We start from the raw sequence: 16,689 nt of genomic DNA, 5'->3' as shown, positions 1-16,689 counted from the left end.
AAATCAATCTTTATAAAAATAAAGAGAAATTTATTTACCATGAAACTGGTTAAAAAAACTCAATATAGTTTAATAGAATAAAAAAACCCGACCAAAGGCCGGGTTTTATAAAAACACTAACTAAAATTAGAAGTATACACGTAAACCAACGCCGAACACGTTATCTTTAGTGCGTTCACCTTCAGTTTTATCAGTTACATGTTCATATTGAACGTAAGTTACTACGTTTTTGTGGAATTTATAATCAACACCAGCTAAATAACGATTGCTAATATCTTTATCACCAGTATTGTTATCTTTAACACTTAAACGTTCCCATTGTAAGTAGATTTTTGATGGTTCAATCACTTGGTAATGAGCACCTACACTGATATAACGACCATCAGCATCAGCATATTCATAACCTTCGTCTGTTGTTTGACCATAAGCAGCTGATAAGCTAAATGGACCATGAGCTAATTCTGTAGAAACAACCCATGCATCTTTTTCTGCACCAGTTGCACTACCAGTCGCTTTATCTTTTGCATCATAGCTATAACCTGCAGCAAAGTTTAATGCTGTCACGTCACTGATGTCATAAGTATATGTTAAGCCAGCAGCATAACCATGTTTGTAATCAGCTGAAGCATTATCTTTATATTCATTACCAAATAAGTAATCAACGCTGAAACCGAAACCATTCCAATCTGCTGATTTAAATTTAATTGATTTATCAGCACGAGTTGTTAATGGGTTGAATTCACCTGAACGGTAGTAATATTGGTCTGTTAACACCATACCGTCAGCACTTGTTGCTTGACGACCAAAGCTTAATGCACCGATATCTTTATGTGCTAAACCTGCATATAATTCACGAGTAGTTGGGCTCCCGAAGCTGCTAGCTGAGCTTGCTTCTTTATTGGTTTTTGTATTCGTTTTATCTTCGAAACGGATTTGGTAACCTGCGAAACCTGATAAGCCATTTCCTAAATCTTGGCTAGCTTTAATTACGATACGTGAACCGTCATTTTTTAAGTCGCCACGATTATCGTCACCAACACGACCTAAAAACGCACGGAATGAACCGCTTAATTCAACTTTAGCACCGTCTTGTTCATAAACGGTGAATGCGCTTGCTGGTGCTGTTGCTGCGATAGTTGTTGCAGCTACTGCTAATGCTACTAATGTCTTTTTCATAATTTAATTCCTTTTGAGAATTTGTTTAATTATTTAGATTGAACTTTCTCATCATAGAAAGGTCAAAACTCGCTTTGAAGCACACGTATCTTGCCAAAGAAAAAAATATGAGTCAATAGAATTTAAATTTTTATATCCTCATTTAGTGATTCAGATCACATTTTTAAAATAAAAATTTTGATTTCATCTCTGATCATAGATAAAAAATCATTCTATATCAAAAAGATATCATTTATTAAAAGTAGACTTTAGCTGAATCTCGCCCACTATCATGATAATGAAACAAACTTTTCCAAACTATTTTTCAATTTATTTCAGTATTGCTATCCCCAACCAAATACCTTACTATATTAATCAACTATTTCTACTTGTCTTAATTAAGGATATGCCGTTATGCCACAAGAACTTATTTGTTACAAAAAAATGCCCATTTGGACAAAAGATTCTCTTCCTAAAATGTTTCAAGAAAAACACAATACTAAAGTTGGTACTTGGGGAAAACTTACTGTATTAAAGGGTAAATTAAAATTTTATGTGCTTAAAGAAGATGGCTCAGTAGTCAGTGAACATATTTTCACAGCAAACAATCAAACACCCTTTGTTGAACCTCAAGTATGGCATCGTGTAGAAGCATTATCCGATGACTTAGAATGCTATTTAGAATTTTACTGTACTCAAGAAGATTATTTCAGTAAAAAATATAACATGACTGCGACACATGGTGATGTGGTAGATGCAGCTAAGCTCATCGCACCTTGTAAAGTATTAGATTTAGGCTGTGGACAAGGTCGTAACTCACTTTATTTAGCGCTAAAAGGCTATGATGTGACCTCTTGGGATCATAATACTGATAGTATTGGTTTTCTGATTGATACCGCACAAAAAGAAAATTTGTCAATTCAAACCGCAGTTTATGATATTAACAGTGCTAATATTCAAGAAAACTATGATTTTATCCTATCTACTGTAGTATTTATGTTCTTAGATCGTAAAGCAGTGCCAAATATTCTTGCCAATATGCAACAACATACCAATGTTGGTGGTTATAATCTTATTGTGGCAGCTATGTCCACACCTGAAGTGCCTTGCCCGATTCCGTTCTCATTTACTTTCGCTGAAAATGAATTGAAAGACTATTATGCAGGTTGGGAATTTATTGAATATAATGAAGATATGGGTGAATTACATAAAACTGATGAACATGGTAATCGCTATAAAATGAAATTTGTCACTATGTTGGCTAAAAAACTAGCCTAATCAGCACTAAAACTCAAAGGACGCCTGATGCGTCCTTTTTTGTTACGATATTACTTTGCGGTTTGCCCCAATTTTTGTTGTGTTCGTTTTGCTAGCCATTCTGATAACAATAAAGAAATTAACGAAATAATGATAGCAATAATACATAATCGTGCGGCTGAATCTTCCGCTCCTGGTGTTTCTATATAGGAATACATAGCCAGCGGAATAGTTTGAGTGACATTTGGAATATTAGATACAAACGTAATGGTTGAGCCAAACTCACCTAATGAACGAGCAAACCCAAGAATTACACCCGCTAAAATGCCTGGTAAAGACAAGGGTAAAGTAATCGTGAAAAATACCCGAACAGAAGAAGCGCCTAACGTTCGTGCTGCCTGTTCAAGTTTAAAATCGACACTTTCTAGTGCTAAACGAATTGAGCGCATGACTAATGGAAAAGCCACCACAGCTGAAGCTAACGCAGCGCCATACCAACTAAATCCAAAAGTGAAACCGAACCATTCCAATAAATGCTTACCAATAATTCCGTTACGCCCCATACTTGCTAAAAGTAAATAACCAATCACTACGGGGGGTAAAACTAAAGGTAAATGAACGATACCATTAAGAATGGATTTTCCCCAAAATTCTTTACGAGCCAATAACCAAGCAATGAAAATCGCAAATGGCAAACTACTAATTATTGCCACTACAGCGACTTTAATACTTAATGAAATAGCATTAAGCTCAGACTGAGAAAATTGGAAATAATTAATAATTGATTCGAACATAGATGAAAATCACTTAAAAGTGCGGTCATTTTAATAAAAATTTTTAAACACAAAGTGGGCGATTAAAACCCACTTATATTAGTTTAATGATTATTTTGTTGAAAAACCAAATTTTTTGAATACGGCTTTCGCAGTATCTGATTTTAAATAATCTAAAAATGCACGTGTATCTTGATTATCGTGTTCTTTGATTAATGCCATTGGATATTCAACAGGTGGATGAGATTCTGCTGGGAATGTTGCTACAACTTTCACTTTTTCACTAATCGCTGCATCAGTTGCATAAACCACACCTAATGGTGATTCACCTTGCTCAACTAAACGCAATGCATCACGTACGTTTTTAGCACGGGCTAATTTATTTTCTAATGCATCCCATTGTTTTAAATAAGTGAATGCTGTTTTTGCATAAATCCCTGCGGGCACATGTTCAGGATCTCCCACGGATAAATAGGTGTTATTTAAAGCAGTTTGCCATTTATCATTGGTTAAATCGACTTTATCGGTTTTGCTATCTTTAGGTGCAATCATCACTAATTTATTGCCTACGAGGTCAACTCGAGTTTCAGGAACAATCGCATTCTTCTCTGCTAAAAAGTCCATCCATTTTTGGTCTGCAGAAATAAACATATCTGCTGGTGCACCTTCGGTAATTTGACGAGCTAAAACTGAAGATGAAGCAAAAGAAAATACCACATCTTCAGTCGGTTTTACTTTTTTATACTCAGTGGCTACTTCTTGTAAAGCATTAGTCATTGAAGCTGCCGCAAAAACAGTCACTTTTGCTTGAACAGAAAATGAAATCGCAGCACAGCTAAGTGCAAGTCCCACAACAATATTTTTTAATTTTAGCATTGGAAAATCTCCCCTTAAGTTAACGCTATTTAATTTATTATATAATGAATAAAAAAATAAAAGCTACATAAATATTTAACTTTCTATTAAAATGGTTAAACTACCTCTATTTATTTAGGCACACTAGAGAATACTCATATGCTAAATACTGAAATCTTATTGACCATCAAATTAAATCAAACCTTATTTGTGGATCCTAAACGTGTTCGCTTACTTAAAGAAATTCAAAAATGCAATTCCATTAACCAAGCCGCTAAAAATGCCAAAGTAAGCTATAAAAGTGCATGGGATCACTTAGAAGCCATGAATCAAATTAGCCCTAAACCATTACTTGAACGTAATGTCGGAGGGAAAAATGGCGGAGGTACCGTGTTAACTACTTATGCTGAACGCTTACTACAACTTTATGATTTGCTCGAACAGACCCAAGATAAGGCGTTTGCTATTCTCAAAGATGAATCTATTCCACTTGATAATTTGTTAACCGCAACAGCACGTTTTTCATTACAAAGTAGTGCACGTAATCAATTGTTTGGTAAAGTCAGCAAATTAACTATTGATGGTGTGCGCTGTTGGGTAGAAATCCAAATTAATGGTTTAGGTCAGCCATTAGTCGCTTCTATTACTGAAAAAAGTGCGGTTCGTTTAAAATTATTTTTAGGCAAAGAAGTGATGGTGATGATTAAAGCACCTTGGGTAAAAACACAACGTGAAGAGCCTGAAGATAAATTAAATCACTTCAAATCGACCGTTTCATCTATTCTAGATAAAGGCGATGTGGAAGAAATTGAATTATCTCTAAACAATGAAATGGATTTCTGTGCAACTTGTTTAAAATCTGAAAATGTAAAATTAAATGAAACACGCTGGTTATATATAGATCCAGAACAAATTGTGTTAGCCACATTATAAAAGGATAACTATGGGTATTTGGACAACAGATTATTCCCTTAAGCAACTTAACCAAATTGGAGAAAATAATTCACTCTCTCATTTGGGGATCAAAATCTCTGCATTCGGAGATAATTGGATTGAAGCAACAATGCCTGTAGATCAACGAACAAAACAGCCTTTTGGCTTGCTCAATGGCGGGCTTTCCGTCGCTTTAGCAGAAAGCCTAGGTTCATTAGCTGGCAATCTCTGTCTTGAGCCTCATCAAGTTGCTGTGGGGAGTGAAATTAATGCAAGCCATTTAAGACCTACTTATTCTGGGTTAGTGACAGCACGAGCAACTCCGATTAAATTAGGAAAAACGTTACAAGTATGGCAGATCGATATCAGTAATGATGAAAATAAACTTTGTTGTACAACTCGTTTAACCCTATCAATTATAAATAAATCATAATGAAATCAGCAAAAATTGGAATTTTACTCGCTAATTTAGGAACACCAGATAGCCCTTCACCAAAAGCGATAAGTCGTTATTTAAAGGAATTCTTAAGCGATATTCGGGTGGTAGATTTACCCCGTTGGAAATGGTTGCCTTTACTAAATAGCATTATTCTGCCACTACGTTCAAAACGTATTGCAAAAAATTATCGTGCAATTTGGACTAAGCAAGGTTCACCATTACTGGATATTTCATTAAAACAAAAAGCATTAATTACCGAATATATTCAACAGCGTTATGATAATGTGGTTGTAGAACTAGGCATGACCTACGGTAATCCATCAATGCAAAGTGCAGTGGATAATTTGCTCAATCAACAAGTCGATAAAATTATCGTACTACCACTTTATCCTCAATATAGTAGCACGACCACAGCACCCGTATTAGATGTTTTTGCTCATGCATTAAAAGCACATCGTTATCTTGTGCCATTTGAATTTATTCATTCTTATCATCTTGATCCTGCTTATATTAATGCTTTAGCCAATAGCATTAAACCAAAATTACAAGCAGATGAAACCCTACTCTTTTCATTCCATGGAATTCCTGAACGCTATGAAAGACAAGGCGATTTCTATCGCCAACATTGTGAAGAAACGGTTCAAGCGGTAGTTAAACAACTGGATCTAAATGAGCAGCAATATAAACAAACTTTCCAATCTCGTTTTGGTTCAGAACCTTGGTTACAACCTTATACTGATGAGTTTCTAGAAAATGCAGCTTCACAAGGCATCAAAAAAATTACGATTATCTGCCCTGGTTTTGCTTCAGACTGTTTAGAAACCTTAGAAGAGATCGAACAAGAAAATAAAGAAACCTTCTTATCTCATGGTGGTGAAAGTTATCAATATATTCCAGCATTAAATGATTCACCTGAACATATCGAATGTTTAGCAAACCTCATTTTGAATCGGATGAAATAATTTTAGGGTACAATATGTACCCTTTTTATCAATAAAATTTACGAAAAAATCACCGCAGTTTGCTATAATTATAAGCAATATTCATTTTCTTGCCCTATGCAAGAACAAGTTAATAAAAAGAGAACATTATGGCTAATATTACAAAACAACAAGTTTTAGATGCATTTAAATTCCGCTGTGCATGTCGTTATTACGATCCAAATAAAAAGATTTCTAAACAGGATATGGAATATATTTTAGAATTAGGTCGTTTGTCTCCAAGTTCGGTGGGGTCTGAACCTTGGAAATTTGTGGTTTTACAAAATCATGAAATTCAAGAAAAACTCCATCCTGTGACTTGGGGAATCAAGCACCCAATGAATGAACTCAGCCATTTAGTAATTATTCTTGCGAAAAAAAATGCACGTTATGATTCAGCATTTTTACGGGATTCCTTGCTAAAACGAGGATTAACGGAAGAACAATTGCAAGCTACCGTAGCCCGTTATAAAAATTTCCAACAACATGATATTAAAATCTTAGAAAGTGAACGTACCTTATTCGATTGGTGTAGCAAGCAAACCTATATTGCCTTGGCAAATATGATGACAGGTGCGGCAATGATTGGCATTGATTCCTGCCCAATTGAAGGCTTTGATTATGATGAAGTTAATCGTATTTTAGCGGAAGAGGGCGTGTTTGATGCCAAAGAATATGGCGTATCTTGTATGGTAACTTTTGGTTATCGTAGCAAAGAGCTTAAGAAAAAATATCGAAAACCGGCAGAAGATGTCATTCAATGGGTTGAATAAACTTATCTCGCTTTATAAACTAAAAAAGTGCGGTAGAAATTTTAAAAATTTTTACCGCATTTTTCTTTATACTTTTTCATTAAAGCAATAAGGCAGAACCCCATTTAATGATATCAAAAAAGAATTTATTATCATCGGTACCCACTTTGGCTCCCGATTTACCTTCTGTCGTCGTTTTCGGCTCTTCCACCATAGCTGAAATGTGCTGACCTTTCACCACAGCAAGATCATTACGAGCTTTAGTTCTTAACACCTCACATTGTGCTGATGTTAATTTATCTATTGTCGGTAAATCTTTACTATCTCTAAATTTCTTAAATTGATAAGTCACATAATCCATTGATTTAGTATCATCTTGGATAATTTTCACATTATCCTTACCGATAATCTCTTCAAGCGGATAGAAGAACACATATTGAGAATAAATATAAGCATCTTCTTTGGCAAAATGCTCCTGCTGAATACGAGTAAGATTTGGATAAATACAACTTTCAGCCTGATTACCTAAAACCACCCATTTTTTTGCATCAACATCTTCTAGTTGATAATCTGCCCCAGCAAATTGAGCAGGAATAGGTGCTTGTTGAATAGAACTACAGCTCACAGCAGCCATGACAAAACTCATTAACAGTACTTTTTTTAACATATCTTCCCTTTTCTACTTGTTACAGCTAGTACTAAAAATTTTGTTATCATAACAGTAATTGAGAAATTCACCAAAATAAAGTGCGGGCAAAATTTGAAAAATTTCACCCGCACATATGAACACTCTCAGTTATTTCAGCAATTTACTCAGTGTTGAGCCTATATCCGCAAGGCTTTTCACACAGGTTACTCCCGCTGAAGATAATGCCGCAATTTTCTCATCAGCAGTACCTTTTCCTCCGCTAATAATGGCGCCTGCATGTCCCATACGTTTACCTTTTGGCGCAGTAATCCCAGCAATATAGCTAACAACCGGTTTAGTGATATGCGCTTTAATAAATTCAGCCGCCTCTTCTTCTGCCGAACCACCAATTTCTCCAATCATCACTATTGCTTCAGTTTCTGGATCCTCTTGATATAATTTTAAAATATCAATAAAACTTGAACCTGGAATCGGATCACCACCGATACCAACACAAGCCGATTGCCCCAAACATTGATCTGTAGTTTGTTTTACTGCTTCGTAGGTTAACGTGCCAGAACGAGAAACAATTCCTACTCGACCTTTTCGATGAATATTACCAGGCATAATACCGATTTTGCACTGTTCAGGGACAATAATACCAGGGCAATTTGGACCAATCATAACAACCTTGCTTTGATTGAGTTTTTGTTTAACTTGTAACATATCTAAAGTAGGTATGCCTTCTGTAATACAAACAATTAATTCTATACCTGCATCAATGGCTTCTAAAATCGCATCTTTACAGAAAGGTGCTGGCACATAAATAACTGTAGCTGTTGCGCCTGTATTTTCAACCGCCTCACGTACAGTATTAAACACTGGCAAACCTAAATGTGTTGTACCGCCTTTACCTGGTGAAACACCACCCACTAATTTTGTTCCATAGGCAAGTGCTTGTTCACTATGAAAAGTACCTTGTCCCCCTGTAAACCCTTGGCAAATGACTTTCGTATCTTTATTAATTAAAATCGCCATATTATTTACCCTCTGCTGCCTTAACTGCCTGTATAGCAGCATCTGTTAAACTGGTTGCAGCAATAATATTTAAGCTACTTTTCACCAATATTTCACGTCCTAATACTGAATTATTTCCTTCTAAACGAACCACAACAGGAACATTCACGCCAACTTCATTTACTGCGGAAATTATACCTTCTGCAATTAAGTCACAACGAACTATCCCACCAAAAATATTCACTAGAATGGCTTTAACAGATTGATCAGAAAGAATAATTTTAAATGCTTCGGAGACTCGTTCTTTCGTTGCTCCACCGCCAACATCAAGGAAATTAGCAGGTTGCCCACCATGCAATTTAACAATATCCATGGTTCCCATTGCAAGACCTGCGCCATTCACCATACAACCAATATTTCCTGTTAAAGCAACATAGTTTAAATTCCATGCTTCTGCTGCGGCTTCACGAGGATCTTCTTGACTCATATCACGCATAGCATTTAATTCTGGCTGGCGATATAAGGCATTACTATCTACGACAATTTTAGCATCTAAACAATGAAGTTGGTCATTATCAAGAATGACTAATGGATTAATTTCCAGTAAAGCGAGATCTTTTTCTACAAATAGTTTGCCTAACTGACAAAAAATTTGAGAGAACTGTTGAATTTGTTTTCCTTGCAAACCTAATTTGAAAGCGAGTTCACGACCTTGATATGGCATAGCGCCCACTAATGGATCAATAGCAACTTTATGTAGCAAATGTGGAGTTTTATCAGCAACTTCTTCAATATTCATGCCACCTTCCGTAGACACCATGAATATTACTCGTTGCGAACTACGATCAAGCACCGCACCTAAGTAAAGTTCTTTTTTTACATTGGCACAGGCTTCTATATAAATACAATTTACAGGCTGTCCATGGCTATCGGTCTGAAATGTGACTAAGCGTTGGTCTAAAAATTTTTCACAAAAAGACCGCACTTCATCTACAGATTTGACCACTTTAACCCCACCAGCTTTTCCTCGTCCACCTGCATGAACTTGACATTTAGCCACCCACTGTTCGCCACCCAATCGCTGAGTTGCACGCACTGCATCATCTACGGTATCACAAGCATAGCCTTCGCTAACAGGGAGTCCATATTGTGCAAAAATCTGTTTTGCTTGGTATTCATGTAAATTCATTTAACGTCCTTTTGCTTTTTTATTCTATACGCCAGTTTTTTTACGCTTAAATTAAGTTTTTATAAACTTTTGTAGATAGCGAAAAGCAATCATCATTTACATGTGATTGCTTTATTAAATACTAATATTAAATTTCTAATAATAAACGCGTTGGATCTTCAAGTAACTCTTTTACCGCCACTAAAAATCCTACTGACTCTTTACCATCAATTAATCGATGATCATAAGAAAGCGCAAGATACATCATCGGTCGAATCACGACTTGCCCATCAACTGCCACAGGACGGTCTTTAATTGCATGCATTCCTAAAATTGCACTTTGTGGAGGATTGATAATTGGAGTGGACATTAAGGAACCAAATACACCACCATTAGTGATAGTGAAATTTCCACCAGTAAGATCTTCTACTGTCAATTTACCATCACGACCTTTTTCTGCCAGTAGTTTAATTTCCTTCTCAATCTCAGCCATGCTAAGTTTATCGCAATTACGAATAACTGGAGTAACTAAACCTCTAGGTGTTGAAACAGCAATACTAATATCAAAATAATTATGATAAATAATATCGTCTCCATCAATTGACGCATTGATTTGGGCGTAACGTTTTAAGGCTTCTACAACCGCCTTAACATAAAAAGACATAAATCCTAAACGAACACCATGTTGTTTTTCGAATTTCTCGCCATATTTCTTACGTAAGCTCATAATTGGTTGCATATCAACTTCATTAAAAGTTGTGAGCATTGCCGTTGTATTTTTTACTTCTAAAAGACGTTCCGCAATACGTTTACGTAAACGCGTCATTGGAACTCGTTTTTCTGTTCTCCCTACCATATCACTTGTGCTTGGCGCAGAAATTTCTGTTTTTCGTACCGCAGTTTGCGTAGTTTGATGATCCTTAGCAAGTACAGCCTCAACATCTTCACGTGTAATTCGTCCATTAGGGCCTGTACCTTTAATATCCGTTGCTTTTAAATCATGTTCAGCTAATAAGCGACGAATAGAGGGCCCGATGGTATCTGTTGAAGCGACTACATCATCAAGGCTTACTTCTTTAGATTCAGTCACTTTAGGAGAAGTTGCTGACACGGTTACCTCTCCTACGGGTAAAGCACTTACTCGACCTAATAGTTGCTTACTTACCACTGTTGCACCTTCCGCTTCAGAGATTGATTCGACAATGCCATCCGCCAAAGCTGGCACTTCTAACACCACTTTATCAGTTTCTATTTCAACTAATACTTCATCACGTTGTACTTTATCCCCAACTGATTTATGCCATTTCACAACCGTAGCATCAGCTACAGATTCTGGTAAATCTGGTGTGATAATCTCAAAATTACTCATTTTATATTCCTTATTCTTTATTTTTATTCGATCGCTAATGCTTCTGCCACTAACGCTTTTTGTTGTTCATTATGTAATGTAATATAGCCAACCGCTGGAGATGCCGAAGCAGGACGTCCAACATAACGTAATTTACCTGTCGCAGGCAAATTAGCAATAAAGTTATGTTGACTACAATACCAAGCACCCTGATTTAATGGCTCTTCTTGACACCAAATATAATCAGTCACATGAGCATAATCCTTTAAGATTTCTTGCATCTCTTCATGCGGATAAGGATAAAGCTGTTCAATACGAATAATCGCTACATCTACTTGATTATTTTTACGGCGTTGTTCTAACAAATCGTAATAAACTTTACCTGCACAGAACACCACTCGTTTGACTTGTTTTGGATCTAAATTATCTATTTCTGGAATGACATTTTGGAAAGTGCCATTGACCAGTTCTTCCATTGAAGACACCGCTAATGGGTAACGTAACAATGATTTTGGTGTAATCACAATTAGTGGACGACGTACAGTTCGTAACATTTGGCGACGCAGTAAGTGATAAATCTGCGCCGGTGTAGAAGGTACACAAACTTGCATATTCTGTTGTGCACATAATTGTAAATAACGCTCAACACGAGCAGATGAATGTTCTGGACCTTGCCCTTCATAACCATGGGGTAATAATAAAACAAGTCCGCACATTCTGCCCCATTTTTGTTCTCCAGAACTAATAAATTGGTCTATAACTACTTGTGCACCATTTGCAAAATCACCAAATTGTGCCTCCCAAATCGTTAAGGTTTTTGGTGCTGAGGTGGCATAACCATATTCAAAGGCTAATACCGCTTCTTCAGAAAGAACAGAATCCCATACTTCAAAATGCCCTTGAGCTTTATGTAAATTCATTAATGGAATATAGGCTTTACGCTCATTAATATTATGCAAAACAGCTAATCGGTGAAAGAATGTCCCCCGTCCAGAATCTTCCCCTGAAAGACGAATGCTATGCCCTTCATCGAGTAAAGTAGCATAAGCCATGGTTTCAGCCATTCCCCAGTCAAATAATTTTTCACCACTGGCCATTAATAAACGATCTGCATAAATTTTTTCAACCCGAGCATGTACGGGATGAGTTTCAGGATATTCACATACTTTATTGGCAAGATCTTTGAAACGTTTTGGATCAAAATGCCCCTCATATGCTGTCCATTCTTGTGTTAAGAAATGATTCCAATCTGAACGTTCTATATTTGATGGATGCCATTCGGGTACAACACATTCTCCTCGATCTAGAGCATCACGATAATTATTCATTAACTCTGTAGCTTTAGCTTGATCAATAATACCTTCAGTGACTAAACGCTCTGCATAAACTTCTCGAGGTGTTGGGTGTTGTTTGATCAATTTATACATTACAGGTTGTGTCACCAAAGGCTCATCGGCTTCATTGTGTCCATGACGACGATAAGAAACTAAATCAATGAAAATATCCCGTTTAAATAAGGTTCGATATTCCACCGCCATACGTGCAGCATAAGCTACAGCCTCAGGATCATCACCATTCACGTGAATCACTGGAGCTTCAATCATTTTAGCAATATCAGTACAATATTCTGTAGAACGAGTGTCTCTTGTATTTGAAGTGGTAAATCCAATTTGGTTATTAATTACAATGCGAATCGTGCCACCTACAGTATAACCTCGTGTGGATGACATATTTAAAGTCTCTTGTACCACACCTTGTCCCACAACCGCAGAATCTCCATGTACGGTTATTGGTAATACTTTTGTAAATTTATCGTCACCAATACGTTTTTGCCTTGCTCGCACTGAGCCTGCTACTACAGGACTAACAATTTCAAGATGAGAAGGGTTGAAAGCTAAAGCTAAATGTACCAAACCATTTTCAGTCATAAATTCAGAGGAATAACCTTGGTGATATTTCACATCGCCAGTACCATTACCATGATGTTTTCCTGCAAATTCATCAAATAAATTAGCGGGTTTCTTACCTAGGACATTTACCAGCATATTCAAACGTCCACGATGAGCCATTCCCATGACTATTTCTTTCACACCATTTTTTGCACCATGGCGAATAATTTCTTTCATTAAAGGAATAAAAGCATCACTCCCTTCTAAAGAAAAACGTTTAGCTCCTGGAAATCTTGCGCCTAAATAACGCTCTAAACCATCTGCTGCGGTAAGTTCTTCAAGAAATTTAACTTGTTCATGCTTAGAAAATAAAGGTTTATTTAATAAATTTTCAACTTTACGCTGTAACCAAGTGCGTGCTTCTAGATCATTAACATGCATGAATTCTAGACCAATAGTTGTACAATAAGTATTCTTTAATGCATAGGCTAATTCACGTAACGTTATTTTCTCTTTATTATAAACATACTGACCCAAATCAAATTCTTCATCTAAATCATTATCCGTAAAGCCATAAAATTTATAATCTAAAGTAGGCGCATCCATACGCTGCCATAAATTTAATGGGTCAAGATTAGCATGTAAATGACCTCGATTACGATGAGCATTCACCCACTGTAATACTTTAACAAATCGTTTACTGACATCAGGATCAACAACACTCGTAATACCTAATTGAGAATTATCTCGAGCGAGTTCTTGAAAATAACTTCTGATTTGAGAATGGGATTGTTCAGCTGTGGAGGATTTGGGTAAGGCATCGAAAGTATTACGCCAACTTTCTTCGACACTGTTAGGATCATGAAGATAATCTTCATAAAGTTCTTCAATATAAGACTGGTTTGCGCCACCTAAAGCTGTTGTCGCTAACCACTCATAAAATGGACTATTCTGTTGCATAAAACACCTGTTAATTATTTTAACGCTTTTACTTTTTATAAATGCTAAAAAGACTTAACAATACAAATTTCAAATTCCACTTCATTAAGTATTTTTAGCGGAATAATTTATTATACATGGGATTAGCCAAGAAATATGTTTTCTTTTAGCATACTAAACATCATACTTAAAAAATAGAGACTTTTCCTATTCTTATTGATTTTTTTACAAAAATGCAACATACATCACAAATTTAATAAAGCTTTACTTTTCAATTCATAAAAAAGTAAAAATACTTTGACATAATATCCCTATCTCATCCCATTCTAAATCTAGCAAAATTTATAAAAAAAAGCCCGCACTTTGCGAGCTTTAATGAATTAATTATTCATAATAGAAATTAGAAACTGAGATAAGGGGCGATTTTTTCTACCGTTACCTCACCAATCCCATTAATGTTAGATAATTCGGAGGCATTTTTAATTTTACCTACTTTTTTACGATAATCGATAATGGCTTGAGCTTTTACTTCACCAATACCTGTTAAGCTTTGTAAAGTTTCAGCATCTGCTGTATTGATATTAATTTTAGAAGATGGGCTTACTTTAGTGCTTGAGGTGAGTTTTTCTTTCTGATTACTCACTTTTTCTACACTTGAATGTTTATGTTCAGTCGCATTATCTTTCATGTTTTTCATTTTCTCTGTCGCAGATTCTTTCATAGAACTTGCTTTTTCTTTAATTACAGATACTTTTTCTGCATTAGCCTCTTTCATAGAGCCTGCTTTCTCTTTTACACTAGATGCTTTATCTGTAACAGAATTTTTAGCTAAATTGGCTTTTTCTTTTGCCGAATTCACTTTATCCATTGTGGAATCTGCAGTAGATGATTTTGATGAAGCTAATTTATCTGCTGCTGATTTCTTTACAGAGACGACTTGTTCTTTTGTCGTTTTAGCGACATCTTTAGCATCAGAAAATACATTGCTTGATGACTCTGCTGCCAATACTGAAGTTGATAAGGCTAAACCTAAACTTAATGCTAAAATTGATTTAAGAGCTTTCATTGAAGATCCTTGATAATAATAATTAACTATCTCGAAATTATTCGAGAACCAAGCTAAATTGCTTAACTATAAGACTATATTAGTTATCTTAAGTTCCAATCATTGATCAAAATAATAATAAAGAAAAAGGCAACTATTATGTCGCCTTCAAATTAACTTATTTATTTCAAAAATGGATTACTTTTTCTTTCTGCCCCAATGGTAGTATAAGGACCATGACCTGCAATAATAATCCAATCATCTCCCAGTGGTAATAATTTTTCTTTAATAGAAGACATCAAATCTTCATGACTACCGCCTGGAAAATCAGTTCTACCAATACTATTACGAAACAGTACATCACCTGTAAACGCAACTGTATTACTATGTTCTAGAAAACCAATATGACCTGGTGTATGTCCTGGTAAATGAATAACCTCTAGCTGTAAACTACCCACTTCAATGATTTCATGTTCTTGATTTAACCATCTATCAGGTAAAAAAGATTCTGATCCAAACAGCCCAAATTGTTCTGATTGAGTCAGTAAGCTTTCAAACCAAAATACATCATCTTCATGAGGACCAATAATATCCACATTAAAATGCTTCTTCAGAGATAATGCAGCTCCCACATGATCTAAATGCCCATGAGTCAGAAGAATTTTTTGCAGTTTTAAGCCATCATCTTCAATTTTTTTAATTAATTTTTGCGCTTCACCGCCAGGATCAATGATAGCGGCATTCTTATCATCATCCCAAATTAATGAACAATTTTGTTGGAAAGTAGTAACAGGAATAATATCAATATTCATATATGTGTTGCTCAACGAATTAAAATTTATTTCTCTATTGTAATTAACTCAATTCAATTAATAAATGGATGAAGATAAAAATGGTGCCTTATGGCACCATTTTTTTGGATTAACTTCCAGACCAAGTTCTTACTGGTCCCGTATCAATATGAACAAAATTACTGACAGGGTAATAACCAACCCCACCATTATTAAGACTTTGAGCAGCAGTTTTTACTTTAGCCAAGGAAACGCCATCAATACGGAAATCAATAGCTTGACCTTTAACATGATAACTATTACTCGCTACACCACGGCTACGACGATGCATTTTAGCATTAGTAGATGGACAACGATAACCACAAATAATTTGAATTTCGGTATTCCGTAATCCTAAATTACTTTGGATATCATAAAGTTTTGAAAATAACTGGGGATCCATCGGATGAACTTGAGAGGTATATTTATCACGTAAAAACCAATTTAACTTATGCAATGCAGATGAAGAAAGCTCTCTTCCTGAACCCATTTCAGAATTAAAAACCTCTCCAGTATTAACATTTCTAAGACGCAAAAGCCGTGGAGCTGGCGTAGAAGAAATCGCTAACACTGAATTTGGTAACATTGTTGCCCCTATAACAACGCCACCTAAAGATAGCCATTTACGGCGACTATGATTAACATTGCTCATTTTAAATTTCTCTTTGATTTATTATTTAA

The 16,689-nt window shown here is 35.7% G+C and carries 16 protein-coding genes; 5 read left to right on the top strand and 11 right to left on the bottom strand.

Translation table 11 applies throughout. The features are described from left to right. Positions 1-126: 126 nt before the first annotated feature. On the bottom strand, positions 127-1,176 hold the full coding sequence (locus tag HMPREF1052_RS07425) for a porin (RefSeq protein ID WP_005761004.1): 1,050 nt from the start codon (positions 1,174-1,176) through the stop codon (positions 127-129). A 393-nt stretch (positions 1,177-1,569) separates the two neighbouring features. On the opposite strand from HMPREF1052_RS07425, the gene tehB reads away from it, so the two are divergent. Continuing rightward, positions 1,570-2,433 (top strand): SAM-dependent methyltransferase TehB, encoded by an 864-nt coding sequence (gene tehB / locus HMPREF1052_RS07420; protein WP_005761032.1) that lies wholly within the window; start codon positions 1,570-1,572, stop codon positions 2,431-2,433. 50 nt (positions 2,434-2,483) lie between these two features. Here tehB and modB read toward each other — a convergent pair whose 3' ends face one another. Together modB and modA are read right to left on the bottom strand one after the other, a co-directional pair. Continuing rightward, positions 2,484-3,206, bottom strand: coding sequence for a molybdate ABC transporter permease subunit (gene modB, locus HMPREF1052_RS07415; RefSeq protein WP_005761075.1), 723 nt, complete (start codon positions 3,204-3,206; stop codon positions 2,484-2,486). A gap of 90 nt (positions 3,207-3,296) precedes the next feature. Further along, positions 3,297-4,061 carry a molybdate ABC transporter substrate-binding protein gene (gene modA / locus HMPREF1052_RS07410; protein WP_005761043.1) on the bottom strand — a complete coding sequence of 255 codons (765 nt, stop codon included), beginning with the start codon at positions 4,059-4,061 and terminating at the stop codon, positions 3,297-3,299. Positions 4,062-4,199: 138 nt separating this feature from the next. Here modA and HMPREF1052_RS07405 point away from each other — a divergent pair, with 138 nt between their 5' ends. The 4 genes from HMPREF1052_RS07405 (at position 4,200) to HMPREF1052_RS07390 (ending at position 7,165) form a co-directional block, all read left to right on the top strand. Further along, positions 4,200-4,973: a TOBE domain-containing protein gene (locus HMPREF1052_RS07405; protein WP_005761041.1), complete on the top strand. Its 774-nt coding sequence runs from the start codon at positions 4,200-4,202 to the stop codon at positions 4,971-4,973. Positions 4,974-4,983: 10 nt separating this feature from the next. After that, positions 4,984-5,406: a hotdog fold thioesterase gene (locus tag HMPREF1052_RS07400; RefSeq protein ID WP_005761026.1), complete on the top strand. Its 423-nt coding sequence runs from the start codon at positions 4,984-4,986 to the stop codon at positions 5,404-5,406. After that, positions 5,403-6,374 carry a ferrochelatase gene (gene hemH / locus HMPREF1052_RS07395; protein ID WP_040596424.1) on the top strand — a complete coding sequence of 324 codons (972 nt, stop codon included), beginning with the start codon at positions 5,403-5,405 and terminating at the stop codon, positions 6,372-6,374. The genes HMPREF1052_RS07400 and hemH overlap by 4 nt, the downstream gene beginning before the upstream one ends. A gap of 128 nt (positions 6,375-6,502) precedes the next feature. Next, complete coding sequence (locus HMPREF1052_RS07390; protein WP_005761050.1) at positions 6,503-7,165, top strand: NAD(P)H-dependent oxidoreductase; 663 nt, start codon at positions 6,503-6,505, stop codon at positions 7,163-7,165. 79 nt (positions 7,166-7,244) lie between these two features. Here HMPREF1052_RS07390 and HMPREF1052_RS07385 read toward each other — a convergent pair whose 3' ends face one another. The 8 genes from HMPREF1052_RS07385 to HMPREF1052_RS07350 form a co-directional block, all read right to left on the bottom strand. Then, positions 7,245-7,811: a DUF5358 domain-containing protein gene (locus HMPREF1052_RS07385; RefSeq protein WP_005761009.1), complete on the bottom strand. Its 567-nt coding sequence runs from the start codon at positions 7,809-7,811 to the stop codon at positions 7,245-7,247. A gap of 129 nt (positions 7,812-7,940) precedes the next feature. After that, positions 7,941-8,810, bottom strand: a complete 870-nt coding sequence (sucD, locus tag HMPREF1052_RS07380) for a succinate--CoA ligase subunit alpha (RefSeq protein WP_005760983.1) — start codon at positions 8,808-8,810, stop codon at positions 7,941-7,943. A 1-nt stretch (position 8,811) separates the two neighbouring features. Beyond that, complete coding sequence (sucC, locus tag HMPREF1052_RS07375) at positions 8,812-9,978, bottom strand: ADP-forming succinate--CoA ligase subunit beta (protein ID WP_005760988.1); 1,167 nt, start codon at positions 9,976-9,978, stop codon at positions 8,812-8,814. Positions 9,979-10,105: 127 nt separating this feature from the next. Then, positions 10,106-11,326, bottom strand: coding sequence for a 2-oxoglutarate dehydrogenase complex dihydrolipoyllysine-residue succinyltransferase (gene odhB / locus HMPREF1052_RS07370; protein ID WP_005760975.1), 1,221 nt, complete (start codon positions 11,324-11,326; stop codon positions 10,106-10,108). A 23-nt stretch (positions 11,327-11,349) separates the two neighbouring features. Then, positions 11,350-14,154, bottom strand: a complete 2,805-nt coding sequence (sucA, locus tag HMPREF1052_RS07365) for a 2-oxoglutarate dehydrogenase E1 component (protein ID WP_005761046.1) — start codon at positions 14,152-14,154, stop codon at positions 11,350-11,352. A 379-nt stretch (positions 14,155-14,533) separates the two neighbouring features. Next, a complete protein-coding gene (locus tag HMPREF1052_RS07360; RefSeq protein WP_005760986.1) occupies positions 14,534-15,199 on the bottom strand; it encodes a ComEA family DNA-binding protein in 666 nt (221 codons plus the stop codon). Between the two features lie 161 nt (positions 15,200-15,360). Then, complete coding sequence (locus HMPREF1052_RS07355) at positions 15,361-15,990, bottom strand: MBL fold metallo-hydrolase (protein ID WP_005761057.1); 630 nt, start codon at positions 15,988-15,990, stop codon at positions 15,361-15,363. A gap of 109 nt (positions 15,991-16,099) precedes the next feature. Continuing rightward, complete coding sequence (locus HMPREF1052_RS07350) at positions 16,100-16,660, bottom strand: YcbK family protein (protein WP_005761062.1); 561 nt, start codon at positions 16,658-16,660, stop codon at positions 16,100-16,102. Positions 16,661-16,689: the final 29 nt, after the last annotated feature.

Source organism: Pasteurella bettyae CCUG 2042 (assembly GCF_000262245.1).
Classification (GTDB): domain Bacteria; phylum Pseudomonadota; class Gammaproteobacteria; order Enterobacterales; family Pasteurellaceae; genus Basfia; species Basfia bettyae.
Note: the sequence above shows the minus strand (reverse complement) of the source record. Positions and strands in the feature narration are given on the sequence as shown.